The 16154-nt window shown below is 49.0% G+C and carries 16 protein-coding genes and 1 tRNA gene; 11 read left to right on the plus strand and 6 right to left on the minus strand.

Features of this window, described 5'->3' with window-relative positions:
* The first annotated feature begins 2 nt into the window (after positions 1–2).
* From NZM05_08310 to NZM05_08330, 5 genes are all read left to right on the plus strand, one after another.
* Positions 3–386 carry a hypothetical protein gene (locus tag NZM05_08310; protein MCS7013614.1) on the plus strand — a complete coding sequence of 128 codons (384 nt, stop codon included), beginning with the start codon at positions 3–5 and terminating at the stop codon, positions 384–386.
* Positions 367–1209, plus strand: a complete 843-nt coding sequence (locus NZM05_08315; protein MCS7013615.1) for an ImmA/IrrE family metallo-endopeptidase — start codon at positions 367–369, stop codon at positions 1207–1209. Before NZM05_08310 ends, NZM05_08315 begins: the two co-directional genes overlap by 20 nt.
* 94 nt (positions 1210–1303) lie before the next feature.
* Positions 1304–1377 (plus strand) — tRNA-Arg (locus NZM05_08320).
* Positions 1378–1401: 24 nt separating this feature from the next.
* Entirely contained in the window at positions 1402–2010 is a 609-nt protein-coding gene (locus NZM05_08325; GenBank protein MCS7013616.1) for a MarR family transcriptional regulator, read from the plus strand.
* Positions 2011–2085: 75 nt separating this feature from the next.
* The gene (locus NZM05_08330) at positions 2086–2916 is read left to right on the plus strand and encodes a hypothetical protein (protein MCS7013617.1); all 831 of its coding nucleotides are present in this window, start codon (positions 2086–2088) and stop codon (positions 2914–2916) included.
* Here NZM05_08330 and NZM05_08335 read toward each other — a convergent pair.
* On the minus strand, positions 2883–3701 hold the full coding sequence (locus NZM05_08335) for a purine-nucleoside phosphorylase (GenBank protein MCS7013618.1): 819 nt from the start codon (positions 3699–3701) through the stop codon (positions 2883–2885). The two genes, NZM05_08330 and NZM05_08335, sit on opposite strands and share 34 nt — an antisense overlap.
* Positions 3702–3907: 206 nt before the next feature.
* Here NZM05_08335 and NZM05_08340 point away from each other — a divergent pair, with 206 nt between their 5' ends.
* Complete coding sequence (locus NZM05_08340) at positions 3908–5275, plus strand: alkaline phosphatase family protein (GenBank protein MCS7013619.1); 1368 nt, start codon at positions 3908–3910, stop codon at positions 5273–5275.
* A 153-nt stretch (positions 5276–5428) separates the two neighbouring features.
* Here NZM05_08340 and NZM05_08345 read toward each other — a convergent pair whose 3' ends face one another.
* The 5 genes from NZM05_08345 to acpS all read right to left on the minus strand — a co-directional run bounded on the left by NZM05_08345 (position 5429) and on the right by acpS (position 9626).
* Positions 5429–7297: an AMP-binding protein gene (locus NZM05_08345; GenBank protein MCS7013620.1), complete on the minus strand. Its 1869-nt coding sequence runs from the start codon at positions 7295–7297 to the stop codon at positions 5429–5431.
* 71 nt (positions 7298–7368) lie between these two features.
* Entirely contained in the window at positions 7369–8127 is a 759-nt protein-coding gene (tpiA, locus tag NZM05_08350) for a triose-phosphate isomerase (GenBank protein ID MCS7013621.1), read from the minus strand.
* Between the two features lie 273 nt (positions 8128–8400).
* On the minus strand, positions 8401–8619 hold the full coding sequence (locus NZM05_08355; protein MCS7013622.1) for a hypothetical protein: 219 nt from the start codon (positions 8617–8619) through the stop codon (positions 8401–8403).
* An 11-nt stretch (positions 8620–8630) separates the two neighbouring features.
* Complete coding sequence (greA, locus tag NZM05_08360) at positions 8631–9110, minus strand: transcription elongation factor GreA (protein MCS7013623.1); 480 nt, start codon at positions 9108–9110, stop codon at positions 8631–8633.
* A 156-nt stretch (positions 9111–9266) separates the two neighbouring features.
* Complete coding sequence (gene acpS / locus NZM05_08365; protein ID MCS7013624.1) at positions 9267–9626, minus strand: holo-ACP synthase; 360 nt, start codon at positions 9624–9626, stop codon at positions 9267–9269.
* A 108-nt stretch (positions 9627–9734) separates the two neighbouring features.
* Between acpS and NZM05_08370 the strand changes: the two genes are divergently transcribed.
* The 5 genes from NZM05_08370 to NZM05_08390 all read left to right on the plus strand — a co-directional run bounded on the left by NZM05_08370 (position 9735) and on the right by NZM05_08390 (position 16020).
* Positions 9735–11531, plus strand: coding sequence for a glycoside hydrolase family 3 protein (locus tag NZM05_08370; GenBank protein MCS7013625.1), 1797 nt, complete (start codon positions 9735–9737; stop codon positions 11529–11531).
* Positions 11532–11905: 374 nt separating this feature from the next.
* A complete protein-coding gene (uvrB, locus tag NZM05_08375; protein MCS7013626.1) occupies positions 11906–13957 on the plus strand; it encodes an excinuclease ABC subunit UvrB in 2052 nt (683 codons plus the stop codon).
* Between the two features lie 38 nt (positions 13958–13995).
* Positions 13996–14343 (plus strand): DMT family protein, encoded by a 348-nt coding sequence (locus NZM05_08380; protein ID MCS7013627.1) that lies wholly within the window; start codon positions 13996–13998, stop codon positions 14341–14343.
* Between the two features lie 3 nt (positions 14344–14346).
* The gene (locus tag NZM05_08385) at positions 14347–15174 is read left to right on the plus strand and encodes a methyltransferase domain-containing protein (GenBank protein MCS7013628.1); all 828 of its coding nucleotides are present in this window, start codon (positions 14347–14349) and stop codon (positions 15172–15174) included.
* Between the two features lie 327 nt (positions 15175–15501).
* Positions 15502–16020 carry a hypothetical protein gene (locus NZM05_08390; GenBank protein MCS7013629.1) on the plus strand — a complete coding sequence of 173 codons (519 nt, stop codon included), beginning with the start codon at positions 15502–15504 and terminating at the stop codon, positions 16018–16020.
* The last annotated feature ends 134 nt before the right edge of the window (positions 16021–16154 follow it).

Consider the following 16154-nt stretch of genomic DNA (forward strand, 5'->3'; position numbering starts at 1 on the left):
CTATGAACAAACATTCTTCGCAATCCAACATGCCTGACGACCTTGATGCGCTAATCTATCGCACCATGGTTGAAATGCAGTGGATTGAGCCGATTAGCGACGAGACACTCAAGCAAGATGAGCAAGATTTCAGAGCAGCACGGAAGGCAAATGAAATCCATTTGCCGCAGGTGCTTGAGTCGCCTGATGTAATTCTTGCTAAGTTGCAAAAGCGTCACCAAGCGGCAGGGCGTTCAATTGGTGCAGAAATTCAGGAGCAAATGGCGCGTGCAGCACGAGAAGGTGGCGCTGTTCCACCTGAAGTCGAAGAGCAGATGCGTCGTGACCGTGCAGCTGCCGAAGCAAAACTTCAAATGCGCAAGGGCTATGAAGACCTTTTCAGTTGATACCACCATTTCTCGCGCCGACGAAATTGCCGAACTGGCGGAATTTATTGCCGAAGAATACGGCAGCAACGGCAGAGTTGACCTGCTCAGTATCGCCCGCCAGAAGAATATCACCCACAGCTTTGGCTACTACAAAAACGCCTTCGATGGAATGCTGGAGTATTACAACAAGCGGTTTCATATCTACTGCAACCTTAGTCGGGTCGGGCGATATGATTCTGCACGCGCACGCTTCACGATTGCCCATGAACTTGGGCATTACTTTATTGATGAGCACCGCAATGCCTTGCAGTCAGGTTTTGCTCCTGCGCATCTTTCAGTGTGCGAGTATGAGTCCGATAACCTTGTGGAGCGCGAAGCAGACTGGTTTGCCTCTAACCTACTGATGCCAAAGCCCTACTTTACGAAAGTTGCCCAAGAAAGCTCGCTGGGAATGAAAGGTATCTTGGCACTGCAGCAGCACTTCCAGACATCTGTCACCAGCACAGCACTGCGGTATGCGCAAGTAGGCATCGTGCCTTGCTTGGTGATGAAATGGACATTTCCACAGGGACTGGTCTGGCTACGGGCATCGCATCATGAGTTTTTGGCAGAGCTACCACCCCCAATTTCCGTAGCTAATAAACTGCCTGAAAACTCGCCAACTTTGTGGGCTTTGATGGGCGCGCGCATGCCTGCAGAAGGCTTTTTCTCGGCACAGGTAACTGCAGGTATATGGTTTCCATCGCTGCGAGATACGGCGTTGCGTGATGCAGGATGCATAGAGCAAGCCATTCGCTTGGGACAATTCGGCGTCATCACGTTGCTTTACTTTACTGAGTAAGCAAGGGACTGTTCACAGAAAAACGAAGACCGTCCGCGCCTTGTTTGCAGAGCATGATAAAGATGCATAGATTTGCTTTTTACCTTAACTGGCTGCGCCCGTAGCTCAACTGGATAGAGCATTGGTCTCCGAAGCCAAAGGCTATGGGTTCGAATCCCGTCGGGCGCACGGTCGTTTTGTCCATGCGGCACGGTGGATTGGAATGCGCAGATAGATGCGCTGGCTGGATATGTGCCCAACAGAATTTCGTCAAATTGCCCTCTCCGAGGAGAAAAAACTGAACGGCTCGCACGCTTTTTCTGGGTTTGGAGCACGCTAAAAGCACTGGCAAATGCGACCTTCGTCAAAAAAATGCGCTTAGAAGACGAGATTAAGCAGAAAACGTTTCGCTGCCCCTATCAGAAACTCCAAGTAAATTTGGTCTATACATTTCACTGGCTCATTCCTAAGATTCAAGCCAAGCTGAAAGGCTCTGGCATTACAATGCAGCAATACAATCTTTTGCGCATTCTGCGCGGACAGTATCCGAATCCCTCATCGCTGACTTTGCTCAAGGAGCGAATGCTGGACAAAGAATCTGACGTGTCGCGTCTGGTAAGTAGGCTGGTGGCAAAAGGATTGGTGGTGCGCAAGGAGTGTCAGGCAGATCGCAGAAAGTTGGATTTGCTGATTACAAAGAAAGGTTTAGCATTGCTTGAAAAGTTAGATCCAAAAATTGACGATGCAGAGTCGCTCTTTAAAACCATAACCCCCCAGGAAGCGACCGCGCTGAATGATTTGTTAGATAAACTGCGTGGCTGAGGCGAGATTGCGAGGCATAAATTGTATTTTGCGCAGCCAAAAGGCGGCAACAAAAACCAGCTTTCCCTGCTCCTGATGAAGTTTCTACATCTGGCGCTGCTGCTATGGCTCGCTACGAGCAGTGTGCTAAACGCACAAATTCAAAGCAATCTGGTGCAACGTGTGCGCCCTTTCATTACCGACGATGCACGAGTTGTGGGAGCACGCCTCTCGCAACTGGAATCGTGGTATCGCCAAGATAAAGAGACTGTTCAGCAGTGGTTTTTGTTTGCATTTGGCCCAAACGAGTGGTTGGAACTCACATTGGGCGGCGTAATTGGCGCAGGGCTGGTAGAAGCAGAGCTTGAAGAATTTCCCTTCGTCGATGAAACCACAAAGGGATTTTCAGTCGGAGTGCCACTGGTGCAAACAAAGTTCTTGTTCAGGGGTTATGAAGCAAACGGGTGGCCGGGCGTCAGTCTGGTGATTGGCACATTTTTGCCATACGGACACGGGGTGCTGCAGCCACCGGGCTATGGGGCATTTAGCTTTCTGATTGTCTCCCAGTCCATTGGTGAAGGTGATGCTGTGCTAATTCACGGTAATTTGGGAATGAATTATCTCAATGTGGAAGGTAGAAACGAGCTAATTAACACGTGGGGAATTGGCACGCAAATCCGCACCATTGGAGGCTTTCACCTTGTCGGAGAGCTTTTTTCGGGCGACCCATATGTGCCCGGCTCTGGGGTTTCCTATCAGGTTGGATTCCGACATTTTTTTAGCGATTTCTTTCAGATTGATGGCACAATTGGAAGCGGCATCGGTGGCAAAACGATCTTGCCATTTTGGTTCAGCGCGGGAGTACGAATCGTCTTTGACTTCTTTTCTGCAAGTCATAGTGTGTCAACAGGGGCACTCAGGCGTTGAATAGCGGCATGCATTAGCGCAGTAAAGTGCTGCTTAGAGTCGCTTGCAACACGCTGCACTTCATCGTGGGAAAGTCTTTCCGAGCTAAGTCCCGCAGCCTTGTTGGTGATGAGTGAAATTGCCACTACACGCAGTCCTAATGCTTTGGCAACAGTGGCTTCTTTCACTGTCGACATACCAACGGCATCAGCTCCAAGTCGTCGTAGCATTTCGATTTCTGCGCGTGTTTCGTAACTTGGCCCCAAGACACCAGCATAAATGCCTTGATGCAAAGCAATACCAGCTTGCTGCGCAGCACGCCAGATAGCGGCAGAAAGGGAACGGTCATAGATTGGCGCATACCGATTCCGATGCAAATCACTGGGCAAGCGGACAAAAGTCAAATCAAGGTGGTCTGAAATAAGGCAAAGGTCACCAGCATTAAAGTGCGGATTGATGCCACCTGCTGCATTAGTAAGCAAAAGCGTCTGCACCCCAAGCGCAGCCAATAAATGCACATAGAATGTAACTGTTTCGACCGTATGCCCTTCGTAGAGATGCACGCGCCCCTTGATCAGCAGAACCGGTGTGCCAGAAGACTCAGCCAGAATAAGCTGACCTTGATGCCCTGCCACGCTAGGCACGGGGTAGTGTGGAATATCAGCAGCCGAAAGCGTTCTATGAACCCTAAGCGATGAGGCAAAGTCGCCTAATCCAGAGCCTAAAACAACCGCTGCAGTTGGAATCTGTGGCAAATGCGATTGCAAATAAGCCAGTGCAGCACGAACTTTTTCGGAGCGTGTCATTCTGCAAAGAGATGTAGTGCTTGTAGAACGAAGCTATGAACAGAAAAAGCAAGGCGAACTGACTGCCAGCCTTTTTACCATAGGAGCTGGAAGCAGGTAGCCTAACTAGCAGCTAAAATTTGCAATCATAGCAGACAACTTACATTGTTCCAAGCAGATTTAGTTTCACCTTTTTATCTTTGCACAAGAAAATAGCGATATTGACAATGCGCCACATACCTCATTTTGTTCTACTGCTTCTTATCTACATTCTCTTGGCTGGTGCAGCCTTTCCACAAGCGAGTCTGCTGCAATCTGGACCGATGTTGGGCTACTCCGATATGCGAGAAGTGTTGCTTTGGGTGCAGACCAAGTCGCCAGCGCGGGTGCAGTTTAAGTATTGGGACAAAAACAATCCGAAGCAGGTGTTTGAGACCGATGTGGTAGAGACAACGAAGGAGAGAGCTTATACTGCATCGCTAATTGCTGACAAGGTGTTGCCCGGGCGTCGGTATCAATATGAGCTTTACATCAATGGTCAGAAAGTCGTGCGCCCCTACCCGATGGAGTTTCAAACGCAGGTTTTGTGGCAATATCGAACTGACCCACCGGATTTTACGGTAGCAATGGGCAGTTGTGCGTATATCAACGAGCCAGAATTTGACCGGCCAGGCAAACCTTACGGAGAAGGCTACGAGATTTTCAAGTCCATTTACGACAAGCGCCCTGATATAATGCTTTGGCTAGGCGACAACATCTACTTGCGCGAGGGAGACTGGAACACACGCACAGGGATATATCACCGTTACACGCATACGCGCTCCTTGCCCGAACTTCAACCCCTTTTAGCATCAACCCATCACTACGCCATCTGCGATGACCACGATTACGGTCCAAATGACTGCGATGGCAGTTTCTGGAACAAAGAAATGACATTAGAAGCCTTCAAGCTCTTTTGGGGAAATCCCTCATATGGCATTGGCACAATGCGGGGTGCAATTACGCAGTTCCAGTGGGGCGATGCAGAGTTTTTTCTCTTGGATGACCGCTACTACCGCACCCCGCAAGGACGTAAAACGATTGAAGGCACCATTTTAGGCAAGGAGCAATTTGATTGGCTTATCAATGCACTCACGGCAAGCCAAGCTACATTTAAGTTCATTGTCATTGGCGGACAGGTGCTCAATCCGCTGCCTGTGTATGAGACATATGCGAACTATCCGCAGGAACGTCAGCGCTTAATTGAAACCATCACAAAGGAAGGAATTTCGGGAGTGATGTTTCTGACAGGCGACCGACATTTTACAGAGCTTTCAAAATTAGAGCGTGCGGGCACCTATCCGCTGTATGAACTGACTTGCTCACCGCTCACATCAGGGGTCTTTGCAGGGGCGGCGAGCGAAGCAAATCCACTGCGTGTGCCGGGCACTTTGGTTCAAGAGCGCAATTTTGCACTGCTGAAATTTTCGGGCACGCGTGGCGACCGAGTGCTGACCATTTCTGTTCACGACAAAACAGGTAAAGAACTCTGGACGCGCAGTATTCGAGCCTCAGAGCTGCGCCCACCGCAGCAGAAAATAAGCGGCTCGGAGTAAAGTGAAGGGTTGACTCACCGCGACATATCGTTTTGGCAAGGAGCAGGAACAGAAGAGAGATAAATGAAGTGCCCACCTGCGCTTTTCAGCTATGCCCCAGAAGGCGACCGGAGCAAGTTGTAAGCTGCCTGACAGCACAAAGCAAGAAACGCGCTACTTGCTTTGTGATGATTCTGCTTTCAAAAGGTTATGAGCAATTGCGCCATCTTGCGTGCGAGGCAAGGGGGTGGTGCGAAACTCAATCTCACCTAAAGTAGCGCTTGCGTTTAACTCACGTCGCAAATAGTCACGCAAAATTGAGCGCATGGAGTCGGTGGCTTTGTGACCGGGCTTAAGCACCACGAAAGCCTTAATACGCTCGCCAAGTTCCCTATCGGGCACACCAATCACGGCGACTTCTTCAATTGCAGGATGAGTTTGCAAAACCTTCTCAATCTCCGTCATTGCAAGGCGCTGACCGCTAACTTTGACCACATCATCAATACGACCCATCACGCAATAGTAACCGTCTTCATCGTAGAAAGCCGCATCGCCTGTGTTGAAACACCCGGGCACATGCTTCCAGTATTTCTGATAGCGTTCTGGATTGTTCCAAATACCAATCATCAAATGCGGAAGAGGCTGGCGCAGCACAAGCAAACCACTAGTGTTCGGTGGTACTGTCTTGCCATCTTGTAGTGAGACCACATCCAGCACAACGCCCGGCATCGGTTTGCCAACTTTGCCGAGTTTTACATCGGCGGCAAGAAAATCGCCTAACACAGGCGCGGCAATTTCCGTTTGCCACCAACTGTCTAACACACAGCCACGCCGACCAAGCACATTTTTCTGCACCCACTCGTGCACATCAGCTTCCAAGTAACCACCAGACGAAGCAATCAGTCGCAAGGTAGAAAGGTCGCACTTCTTGATGGCCTCCGTACCGTGCTTCATAAAAGTCTGCAGCGTGAGGGGGGAGCTAAAAAGGATATTGACACCGTGCCGCTCAATGAGTTTCCAGAATGCATAGATGGAAGGATAATCAATTGCACCCTCTCGCATCATGACGGTTGCCCCGTTCAGCAGCGGTCCATATACAATGAAGCTATGTCCCAGAATTCGACCAATATCTTCGGTGTTGAAGAAAATGTCGTATTCCTTGAGGTCATACATTGCTTGTGCCATATAGTAAGTGCCAACCATGTAGCCGCCATGCGTGTGCACAACACCTTTCGGAGCGCCACTTGTGCCGCTGGTGTAAAGGATAAAGAGTGGGTGATTGGACTCGACAATTTCAGGGTTAATCCACTGTGGCTGTCCATCTATGAATTCATGAAAGTCAATCTCGCGCTCCGATGAGAGGTCTAATTTTGGTTCATCGCGTCGTAAAACAATAATTTTCTCGACGGATTCAGCATTGGCAATTGCATCGTCCATAATGCCTTTAATTGGAATGCGCTTGCCATTGCGGTAGGTTACATCGGCGCAGAAGACAACTTTAGCTTCCGTATCGTGCACACGGTGGCGGAGTGACTGCACGCCCAGTGTCGTTTGCGCCGCAACATGGATGGCACCAATGCGCGCACACGCCAGCATCGCATAGACGGCCTCGGGCGTATTCGGCAGACAAATAAGCACGCGGTCGCCTTTCTCAACGCCGATGCTTTTTAGAGCATTCGCAGTTTGGCAGACGCGTCGCAGCAATCGGTCATATGTAACCAGCGTTTCTTTGCCAGTTTCAGAGGTTGCAAGCAGTGCGACCTTGTTGCGGCGGTAATTGACAATATGCCGGTCTAAGACATTGAGAGTAATGTTCGTTCTACCACCGATGAACCAGCGGTGATGAGGCGGCTCGAACTCTAAAACCTTGTCCCACTTTTTTTCCCACAAAAGCTGCTCGGCAATGTCAGCCCAGAAACCTTCGGGGTCGGTCAGTGCATAGCGATAGTCAGCCTCATAGTCTTGAATAAGGGCATTGCGTCGCAGAGATAGCGGTGGTGAAATTCGTCGTGTCTCATGCAAAAACTGTTCAATGTCTGGCATACCTGATTCTGAGTTTAAGCGCATTGATTTGGGCGAATTTAGAGTGATTGGGCTAAGTTGCAAAGAAAGGGTTATGGCGCAATGCTGCGCACAATTTGCACAAATTCTTCAGCTTTGAGGCTAGCGCCGCCGATTAAGCCACCATCAATATTTGGCATGGAGAAAAGTTCTCTGGCATTTGAGCTTTTGACGCTTCCGCCGTATTGAATCGTAAGCCGCTCAGCCAGTTCGGTGGAGTAGCGGGCACCAATGAATGCACGTATGAATTGATGGGCTTGCTCTGCTTGCTCAGGCGTAGCGGTTTTGCCTGTGCCAATAGCCCAAACTGGCTCATATGCAATCGTAATACCAGCCATCTCATCAGCCGAAATGCCTTTCAGGGTGCCGCTAAGTTGTGCCTCGAGCACGGCTTCAGTCTGATTTGCTTCACGCTCAGCCAGCGTCTCGCCAATGCAAAGAATGACTTTTAACGATTCAGACAAGGCCTTTTTCACTTTGCGATTGATAATCTCGTCTGTTTCGCCGAAGTATTGCCGCCGTTCCGAATGTCCTAAGATGACATACTCGCAGCCGACACTCCTAAGCATTTCAGCAGAAATTTCGCCCGTGTAAGCGCCGTCGCTTTCGTAGTGGCAATTTTGTGCTGCCAATTTGATAGGGGTGTGTTTCAAGACTTGATGCACCGATTCAAGGGCAACGAAAGTGGGAGCTAAGGCAACCTCACACGGCAAGTTTGAACCAAGCAACCTCGCCACTTCCGATGCAAGCGCAATTGAGCCAGCAACGGTTTTGTTCATCTTCCAGTTACCGGCTACAAACTTTTTTCGCATAGAGGTAAAGATAGTGTGTCAGTTGTCAGTTTTTGCAATGCTAAACCTTTTTGGGGGAACTGAAAAATTAGCGTGAGAGCAAGGGATTTTAAGCTATGGGCAGGCAGTGCACCTGCCCAAAATGGCGAAAAAGAACTCACATCAGGTAGCATAAAAGAATGCTAAAAGATATCTCAGCGTGGCAATTACAATAAAATTTCCCGAGAAGGCCTGAACACAGGTTACGAAAGAGATAAGCGGCTCTGTTGTCAGGGCTATGAATGGAGCTATCAATCAGTATTCTGTAACGCGCTCGGCAAAGACGCGCTTGATGTCAGCGCGCTTTAGCGAATGATCTTTTCGGCGAAGGTCTCGCAACACAACTTCATCGGGCGTAATAGCAGTGATGTAACCATGCCAAACCCGCGCATCATTCATTTCAACATTGACTTCTTCACCCACGTGTTCAGGCTTCAGGTCTTGTGGTCTTAGGATAATTTGTCGTTTGCCCATCGATGTTGAAGTTAGGATTTGACTTTAATTTCCAGCACTTCAAACCGTTTTAAGCCACCCGGCGTTCTCACATCAACTTTCTCGCCAACCTTCTTACCTAAAAGTGCCCGACCAACAGGGGATTTGACTGAAATTTTGCCAAGTTCAATGTCCGCTTCTTCTTCAGAAACCAGTGTGTATTCAATCATCTGGTTGGTGTCTAAGTTTTTCAGAACAGCGGTGGTAAGAATGTAAACCTTATCGGTTTTGATGTTTTTTTCATCCAGAATAGTGGCAGTGGCGAGCTTGCGCTCCAGCATACTGATTCGAAGCTCAAGCTGATTTTGCTCTTCTTTGGCAGCATCGTATTCTGCATTTTCGCTAAGGTCACCATGAGAGCGCGCTTCAGCAACTTTTTCCAGTATGCGGTGACGCTCTTCATTTTTCAGCTTGTCAAGTTCTTCCTTGAGCCGCTTGTAGCCTTCCATTGTGAGATAGATCGCTTCTGCCATAGTCAGTTCAGTTTATCGTTGCGAAAAAAATTGCCCGATCTCTATTCGGAGCGGGCCGCTGAAAAACAAAAGTCAGTCTGGCGACTGACTGCAAAAGACCACAGACACAATTTACGATGTTTTCCTGTTTGTGCAAAGGCATAGCTGCCAGCTCGGCTACGAAGAGATAATCGCGACGGCAACGGCATACTGATGCGTATGCGAAATAGAAATCGCCACGCGTTTAGCTGAAAGTCCCCTGATTTTTTTGAGAAACCTAAGCTTAGGCTCGCCATGTTTGCCACGAAGGATTTCAACCGAATGCCAGTGAAACGTTTTGGAAATACCCGTGCCTAGTGCTTTAGCCAGAGCTTCTTTGCAAGCGAAACGTGCGGCAATGCTCTCGTAGGGATTAGCTTTGGCGTAGCAGTAAGCGATTTCGCTGGGCGTAAGAATGCGCCGCACAAAGCGCTCGCCGTATCGCTCAATGCTGGCTTGGATACGGGCGATTTCAATAATATCAATGCCAAGTCGCATATCAGGCGTTTTTCTCCAACGTAAAAAATCTTTGCTATTTTCGCAGAGAAAAGAACAACTTGCAAGCCAAGCAAAGGCTCAAAAACCAGTTTGCGAGACGATACTGCTATGCAACGCCGCTACCAGCATCTGGCCTACCTTGCCTTGCTGTTCGCCGTTTGCTTTTCCTGCCAAGTAAGTGCGCCGACCGTGGAAGAACGCATTACAGAGATTATGTCAAAGATGACGCTCGATGAAAAAATCGGGCAGATGGTGATGGTAGGCATCCAATACTTGGAAAGCCCAACAGATGTGGAGAAGTATTTTCTGGGTAGCGTAGTAGCCAGTGCAGCGTATTACCCTAAGCCAAATTCAAACACAGCAAAAGACTGGGCAGATCTAAATGACACGCTGCAGAGCTACGCACTTCGGACAAGGCTCAAAATTCCGCTGCTTTCAGCGATTGATGCGGTGCATGGTAATGCGTTGGTCTATGGCGCAACCGTCTTTCCGCATAATATCGGAATGGGGGCGGTAGCAGATGTGCGCCTCATTGAGCAAGTAGCAGAAGCCACTGCAAAAGAGATGCGGGCAGCAGGGTTTACTTGGAATCTTGCTCCCTGTGCAGCGGTCGCCCGCGATGAACGATGGGGACGAACCGTTGAGTCTTACTCGGAACTGCCAGAACAAACAGCTCAATGCGTGGCGGCAGCAGTAAGGGGCTATCAAGGCAAAATGCTGGGCGAAAGCGGTGTGGTCGCATGCGCAAAACACTTTGTAGGCGATGGGGCGACACGCGAAGGCATCAATGAAGGAGATATTGAAATTGATGGCAAGGCGCTACGTGCTATCCATTTCCCACCCTACCAAGCAGCCATTCAAGCAGGCGTAGGCTCTATTATGCTCTCTTACAGCCGCTTCAATGGCGAGAAAATTCATGGGCAGAAATACTTGATTCAATCGGTCTTGAAAGAGGAACTGAATTTTCAAGGCATTGTCGTCTCCGATTGGGGAGGAATCTACGAGATAGCCAGCGATACGGTTGACTGCATTGAAAGGGCAATTTCAGCTGGAATTGACGTGGTGATGCTGCCAGCTAATTACAAAGAGTTTATCACCATTCTACGCACATTGGTGCGCCAGCAGAGGATTTCTCCGAAGCGCATTGATGATGCCGTGCGGCGCGTTCTTCGCGTCAAACTCTCTTTGGGTCTATTCGAACAGCCGTTTGCAAAACGAGAGTGGCTGGAAAAAGTCGGTAGCGAGGAACACCGAGCATTGGCGCGCCGTGCGGTGCAAGCCTCCACAGTTCTACTCAAAAACGAGGACAAGTTGCTGCCGCTGCGCAAAGACATTCCACGCATTCACGTCGCTGGAAAGAGCGCAAACAGCTTAGCCAATCAATGCGGGGGCTGGACAGTGGACTTTAGCGATTTCACCAAAGTGCCCGATAGCATTGCCTTCGGCAACACTTTCTACCAAGCCCTAAGGAGAACAGTGAGTGCAAACACAACCATAAGCTACTCGCCCGATGGCACAGGGGCAACGGGTTCAACCGTTGCGATTGTCTTCATCGGCGAGACACCTTACACCGAAGTGGATGGCGATACACCAAACCCAACACTGCCAGAAGAAGACTTGATTGTACTGCGCAATGTAGCCGCATCAGGCGTGCCAATTATTGCCGTGCTAGTAACAGGCAGACCGCTTTTGCTGGGTGAAGCACTGGCGCAATCCAAAGCGTTTTTGGTCGCATGGCTGCCCGGCACTGAAGCACAAGGACTGATTGACATAATCTTCGGAGATGCGAGACCCACAGGCAAACTCTCACACAGCTTCCCAAGAACGTTGCAGCAAGTGCCCTTCAATGTGGGTGAAAGCAAGGGGGAACCTCTTTTCAAAGCAGGGGACGGTTTAAGCTACTAAGTTATGGTGCGATGCATCAGGCTAAATGGCGCGCATTTGTCTCCCTGCTGCAGTGATGCTTCACTATGCTGCGTTGCGTCCGCATCCTGCAAGAGAAAGAAGAAATGGTTCGCTACGCATCTAAGAGCAGCTTGCCGAAAGCCCTAACCCTTTTCAACTGCTTTTGTAAGTGGAATGCGGGGCAATTCAACTGTTGTTTAAGTTCTATGACCTTGTTAGCATAAGCTAAGAGCACTTTGCTAACTTCGATCTTGCTGCTCAATTCTTGCTTCTTGCGTATTATTGCCCCTTTTAGGGAATTCGCGTGCAGTGCAGGTGAGACGCAAATTGCAACGAAAGATGGCACGAAGAGCATCCAAAATCACTCGGTAGCTATGAGTATTCTCTCTGCCAACCGCAAGTTTGAATTGGTCAGTGACTATGAACCCAGAGGCGACCAGCCTAAGGCAATTCGGGAACTGACCGAAGGCATTCTAAGAGGTGAGAAATATCAAACGCTGTTGGGAGTAACAGGTTCAGGCAAGACCTTTACGATTTCCAATGTCATTGCAAATGTCAATAAGCCAACGCTGGTGATTTCGCACAATAAGACGCTGGCGGCCCAGCTCTATGGTGAATTCAAGCAGTTCTTCCCAAACAACGCTGTAGAGTATTTCATTAGCTACTACGACTTCTATCAGCCTGAGGCCTACATTCCTGCCACCGATAAATACATTGCCAAAGATTTTCGCATCAATGATGAAATCGACCGCTTGAGATTGCGAGCAACCAGTGCGCTGCTATCGGGTCGGCGTGATGTGATTGTGGTCAGTTCAGTTAGCTGCATTTATGGTTTAGGGTCGCCAGATGAGTGGACAGCGCAGATTATCTTTCTCGAGCAAGGAATGAAGCGCACGCGTAAGAGTCTTTTGCAGGAACTGGTCGCTATTCACTACACGCGTAACGACACGGAGCTTGGGCGCGGCAAGTTTCGCGTGCGCGGCGATAGCATAGATGTCTTCCCGGCCTACGAAGATTTTGGCGTGCGCATTGAATTTTTTGGTGATGAAATTGACCGCCTCTACACGCTTGACCCCAAAACAGGCAATGTCATTGAGCCAATTCAAAGCATTACCATCTACCCGGCAAAGCAATTTGTGACAATGGAAGAAAACTTGCATCGAGCCATGCGTGACATTCAGAAAGAATTGGCGTGGCGACTCAGCGTATTGCGTGAAGAAGGTAAATTCGTGGAAGCGCAGCGCTTGGAAGAGCGCACCAAATACGACCTTGAAATGATGCGTGAGCTTGGCTATTGCTCAGGCATTGAAAATTACTCACGGCATCTATCAGGGCGCAAAGAAGGCGAGCGCCCATATTGCTTGTTTGACTACTTCCCGAAAGATTTTTTGGTGGTGATTGATGAATCTCATGTGACGATTCCGCAGATTCGTGCAATGTATTCAGGCGACCGCCAGCGCAAAATGACATTGGTAGAACACGGTTTTCGCTTGCCATCGGCTTTGGATAACCGACCGCTGAAGTTCGAGGAATTTGAGGAGCTTTGTCCGCAAACGATTTATGTCAGTGCTACACCCGGCGAGTATGAACTGCGCAAATGTGGCGGAGTGGTCGTAGAGCAAATTATCCGTCCAACAGGCTTGTTAGACCCAGAAATTGAAGTGCGTCCAGTGAAAAATCAAATTGACGACCTGTTGGAGGAAATTCGTCAGCGAGCTGCAGAAGGGGACAAGGTCTTGGTGCTCACGCTGACCAAACGAATGTCAGAAGATTTGCAAGACTATTTAGAAAAGATTGGCGTGCGCTGCCAATACTTGCACTCAGAGGTAAAGGCGCTGGACCGAGTGCAGATTTTGCGCGATCTACGCACCAATGAGTTTGATGTGCTAATTGGCGTCAATCTGCTCCGTGAAGGGTTGGACTTGCCTGAAGTCTCACTGGTTGCCATTCTGGATGCCGATAAGGAAGGCTTTTTGCGTGATAGAAAATCGCTCTTGCAGATTGCAGGACGAGCGGCGCGAAATGCCAAGGGGAAAGTAATTCTGTATGCTGATACCATCACCGCGTCTATGCGATATGTGATTGACGAAACCCATCGCCGCCGTCAGCTCCAGCAAGCCTACAACGAAGCAAATGGCATCGTGCCACAGACGATTAAGAAATCACTTGAGCAAGTGATGACCAGCACAAGTGTTGCCGATGCCAACCGAAAACTGCAAAAAGAGCGATTGCGCATTCAGAGCTTCAATCCTGAAAATGTGCTAGCACAAGTGATGCGTCAGATGACGCAAGAGGAAAAACTTGAGATGCTGGCACAGATGTATGCTGAAATGCAGGACGCAGCAGAGAAAACCGAATACGAGAAAGCCGCCTACCTGCGTGATGAAATCGAGCGCCTGAAGGCAATGTGGGACATCAAAGTCTGAATCGCAAACACAGTTATTAACCCTAAACCTATCAGCAAATGAAAATCCCAGTCATCGTTCAGACAAGCGTGCTCCTTGCGATTTCGAACCTTTTTATGCTGTATGCGTGGTATGGGCATCTGAAGAATCTGGGCGATAAAGCGTGGTATGTGGCTGCACTGGTCAGTTGGTGTATTGCACTCTTTGAGTATCTCATTCAAGTGCCGGCTAATCGTATTGGTTTTACGGAGTATAGTGTGGCGCAGCTTAAAATTCTGCAAGAGGCAATTTCACTGACCGTGTTTGTGCCGTTTGCAGTGCTTTATATGAAACAGCCTGTGAAGCTGGACTATCTGTGGGCAGCACTCTGTATTTTTGCAGCGGTCTATTTCATCTTTCGCTCATAACGCATGCAATACGACCCAATTAAGCGTAGCTTGGGCAAGGTCTTCGGCAAAACACCCTTTCTGCGCAAAGTCTTTTACCGCTTGCTGGATTGGCTTTTTTTGCGCACATGGTATGTGCATCGCGAGCTGAAAGCGTGGGCAAAGGCGCAGCAAAACGGTGCATGCATTTTAGACGCAGGCGCAGGCTTTGGGCAGTATGTCTATTTCCTGTCACGCCTCAATCCAGCGTGGCAAATCCTTGCCGTCGATGTGAAGGCTGAGCAGGTAGAGGATTGCAATCGATTTTTCCAAGCAATCGGCAAGCAGAATGTGACATTTAAAACCGCTGACCTGACCGCATTCTGCCAACCTGATGCATTCGACCTTGTGCTCACGATTGATGTGATGGAACACATTGAAGATGATATAAGGGTGTTTAAAAACCTCTTTAACTCAATGAAGAAAGGCGGTCTCCTAATTATCTCCACACCGTCCGACAAAGGTGGCTCTGATGCACAGCATAGCCACGAGGAGCCTCATAATGAAGCACACGGTTTCATTGACGAACATGTGCGCGACGGCTACAGCATTGAGGATATTCAGCAAAAATTAGCTACAGCAGGCTTCCAGCGCATTGAAGCCCACTACACCTATGGCAAGCCGGGAAGCATAGCGTGGCGACTGTCTATAAAATACCCAATTCAACTTTTGGGCATCTCGCAAATTTTCTTCGTTCTCCTACCAGTCTACTACCTCTTTGTGTATCCGATTGCACTGGTGCTAAACTACTTGGATATGAACATCACACATCGAAGCGGAACAGGCTTGCTCGTAAAGGCTTGGAAACTCTAAACCGAGCTGCTTCTCTAAATGCCATTGCGATGTGCTTCAATTCCAGCGTGGATGTAAAAATTTGCGCCAACACTGAATCTCTCGTGTGAAGGAAATGTTCCCAAGGAGCGCACTGAATCGGAAAGAAGAGCAGTAAGTTCGAATTCGCCACTGCGGCACGCGTATGCAGGTCCTACAAGCCGACAAGACACATCAGAGCGCCTAAGTTTCCGTAGAGTTGGTAGTTAGAATGCTTCTCAGTAGAAAATCCGTGGCAGTACACGACCTGCCTCCCTATACCTTTGCTACGCATGTTGTCATAGTAGAGTAACCCAAACTACAACCACAATGAAGACGAAAGTATTTTTCCCCGCAGCGCTGATAGTGGCGTTAATGATAGCACAGACTTGTGTGGCACAAGAAGAAGTGCGTTACATTAAGACAGGCAAGATGTTTTTACAAGGTAACATCGGGTATGGCGGTGGGGCGTTCATCGCCGTCGGTGCAAGTTTCCCGCTGGTGCCTCAGGTCAACTTCGAGTATATCCTCGCTGATGAGGCTTTTGGTGAAAAGTCTGGCTCGGTAGGGCTGGGCGGAGTAGGTGCATTAGGGCTTTACTCGGTAGAAGGCTCAAGTGTCACAGCATTTGTTATCGGTGCTCAAGGTAATTACCACTTTGTGCCGAAGGCAAGGTTCGACCCCTACGTCGGTTTGATGCTTGGATTTTACACATACTCCTACACTGTTGGAAGATTCAATTTTAGTTACAGTGGTCTCGGATGGAGCGCCCACGCAGGTGCAAATTATTCAGTAATAGCTTTGGTCTGCATGGTCGCATCGGCTATGGAGTGGCAATCATTAGTGTAGGTTTGACGGTTGGATTCTGACCTAAAAGTGCTATATGTGTCCAACCCCCTACATTTTATGTTGCGGAATACGCTGCGGGTAATACCAAGCGCTACAATGCGCAATAGGTGTTACTCGCAGCAAGCATCAGAACG

Source organism: Chloroherpetonaceae bacterium, from assembly GCA_025056565.1.
GTDB lineage: Bacteria > Bacteroidota > Chlorobiia > Chlorobiales > Thermochlorobacteraceae > Thermochlorobacter.

Bases quoted from the DNA above. Each gene is read 5' to 3' on its own strand.
- NZM05_08310 (MCS7013614.1), top strand. From the start codon at position 3: ATGAACAAACATTCTTCGCAATCCAACATGCCTGACGACCTTGATGCG.
- NZM05_08315 (MCS7013615.1), top strand. From the start codon at position 367: ATGAAGACCTTTTCAGTTGATACCACCATTTCTCGCGCCGACGAAATT.
- NZM05_08330 (MCS7013617.1), top strand. From the start codon at position 2,086: ATGAAGTTTCTACATCTGGCGCTGCTGCTATGGCTCGCTACGAGCAGT.
- NZM05_08335 (MCS7013618.1), bottom strand. From the start codon at position 3,701: ATGACACGCTCCGAAAAAGTTCGTGCTGCACTGGCTTATTTGCAATCG.
- NZM05_08340 (MCS7013619.1), top strand. From the start codon at position 3,908: ATGCGCCACATACCTCATTTTGTTCTACTGCTTCTTATCTACATTCTC.
- NZM05_08345 (MCS7013620.1), bottom strand. From the start codon at position 7,297: ATGCCAGACATTGAACAGTTTTTGCATGAGACACGACGAATTTCACCA.
- tpiA (MCS7013621.1), bottom strand. From the start codon at position 8,127: ATGCGAAAAAAGTTTGTAGCCGGTAACTGGAAGATGAACAAAACCGTT.
- NZM05_08355 (MCS7013622.1), bottom strand. From the start codon at position 8,619: ATGGGCAAACGACAAATTATCCTAAGACCACAAGACCTGAAGCCTGAA.
- greA (MCS7013623.1), bottom strand. From the start codon at position 9,110: ATGGCAGAAGCGATCTATCTCACAATGGAAGGCTACAAGCGGCTCAAG.
- acpS (MCS7013624.1), bottom strand. From the start codon at position 9,626: ATGCGACTTGGCATTGATATTATTGAAATCGCCCGTATCCAAGCCAGC.
- NZM05_08370 (MCS7013625.1), top strand. From the start codon at position 9,735: ATGCAACGCCGCTACCAGCATCTGGCCTACCTTGCCTTGCTGTTCGCC.
- uvrB (MCS7013626.1), top strand. From the start codon at position 11,906: ATGAGTATTCTCTCTGCCAACCGCAAGTTTGAATTGGTCAGTGACTAT.
- NZM05_08380 (MCS7013627.1), top strand. From the start codon at position 13,996: ATGAAAATCCCAGTCATCGTTCAGACAAGCGTGCTCCTTGCGATTTCG.
- NZM05_08385 (MCS7013628.1), top strand. From the start codon at position 14,347: ATGCAATACGACCCAATTAAGCGTAGCTTGGGCAAGGTCTTCGGCAAA.
- NZM05_08390 (MCS7013629.1), top strand. From the start codon at position 15,502: ATGAAGACGAAAGTATTTTTCCCCGCAGCGCTGATAGTGGCGTTAATG.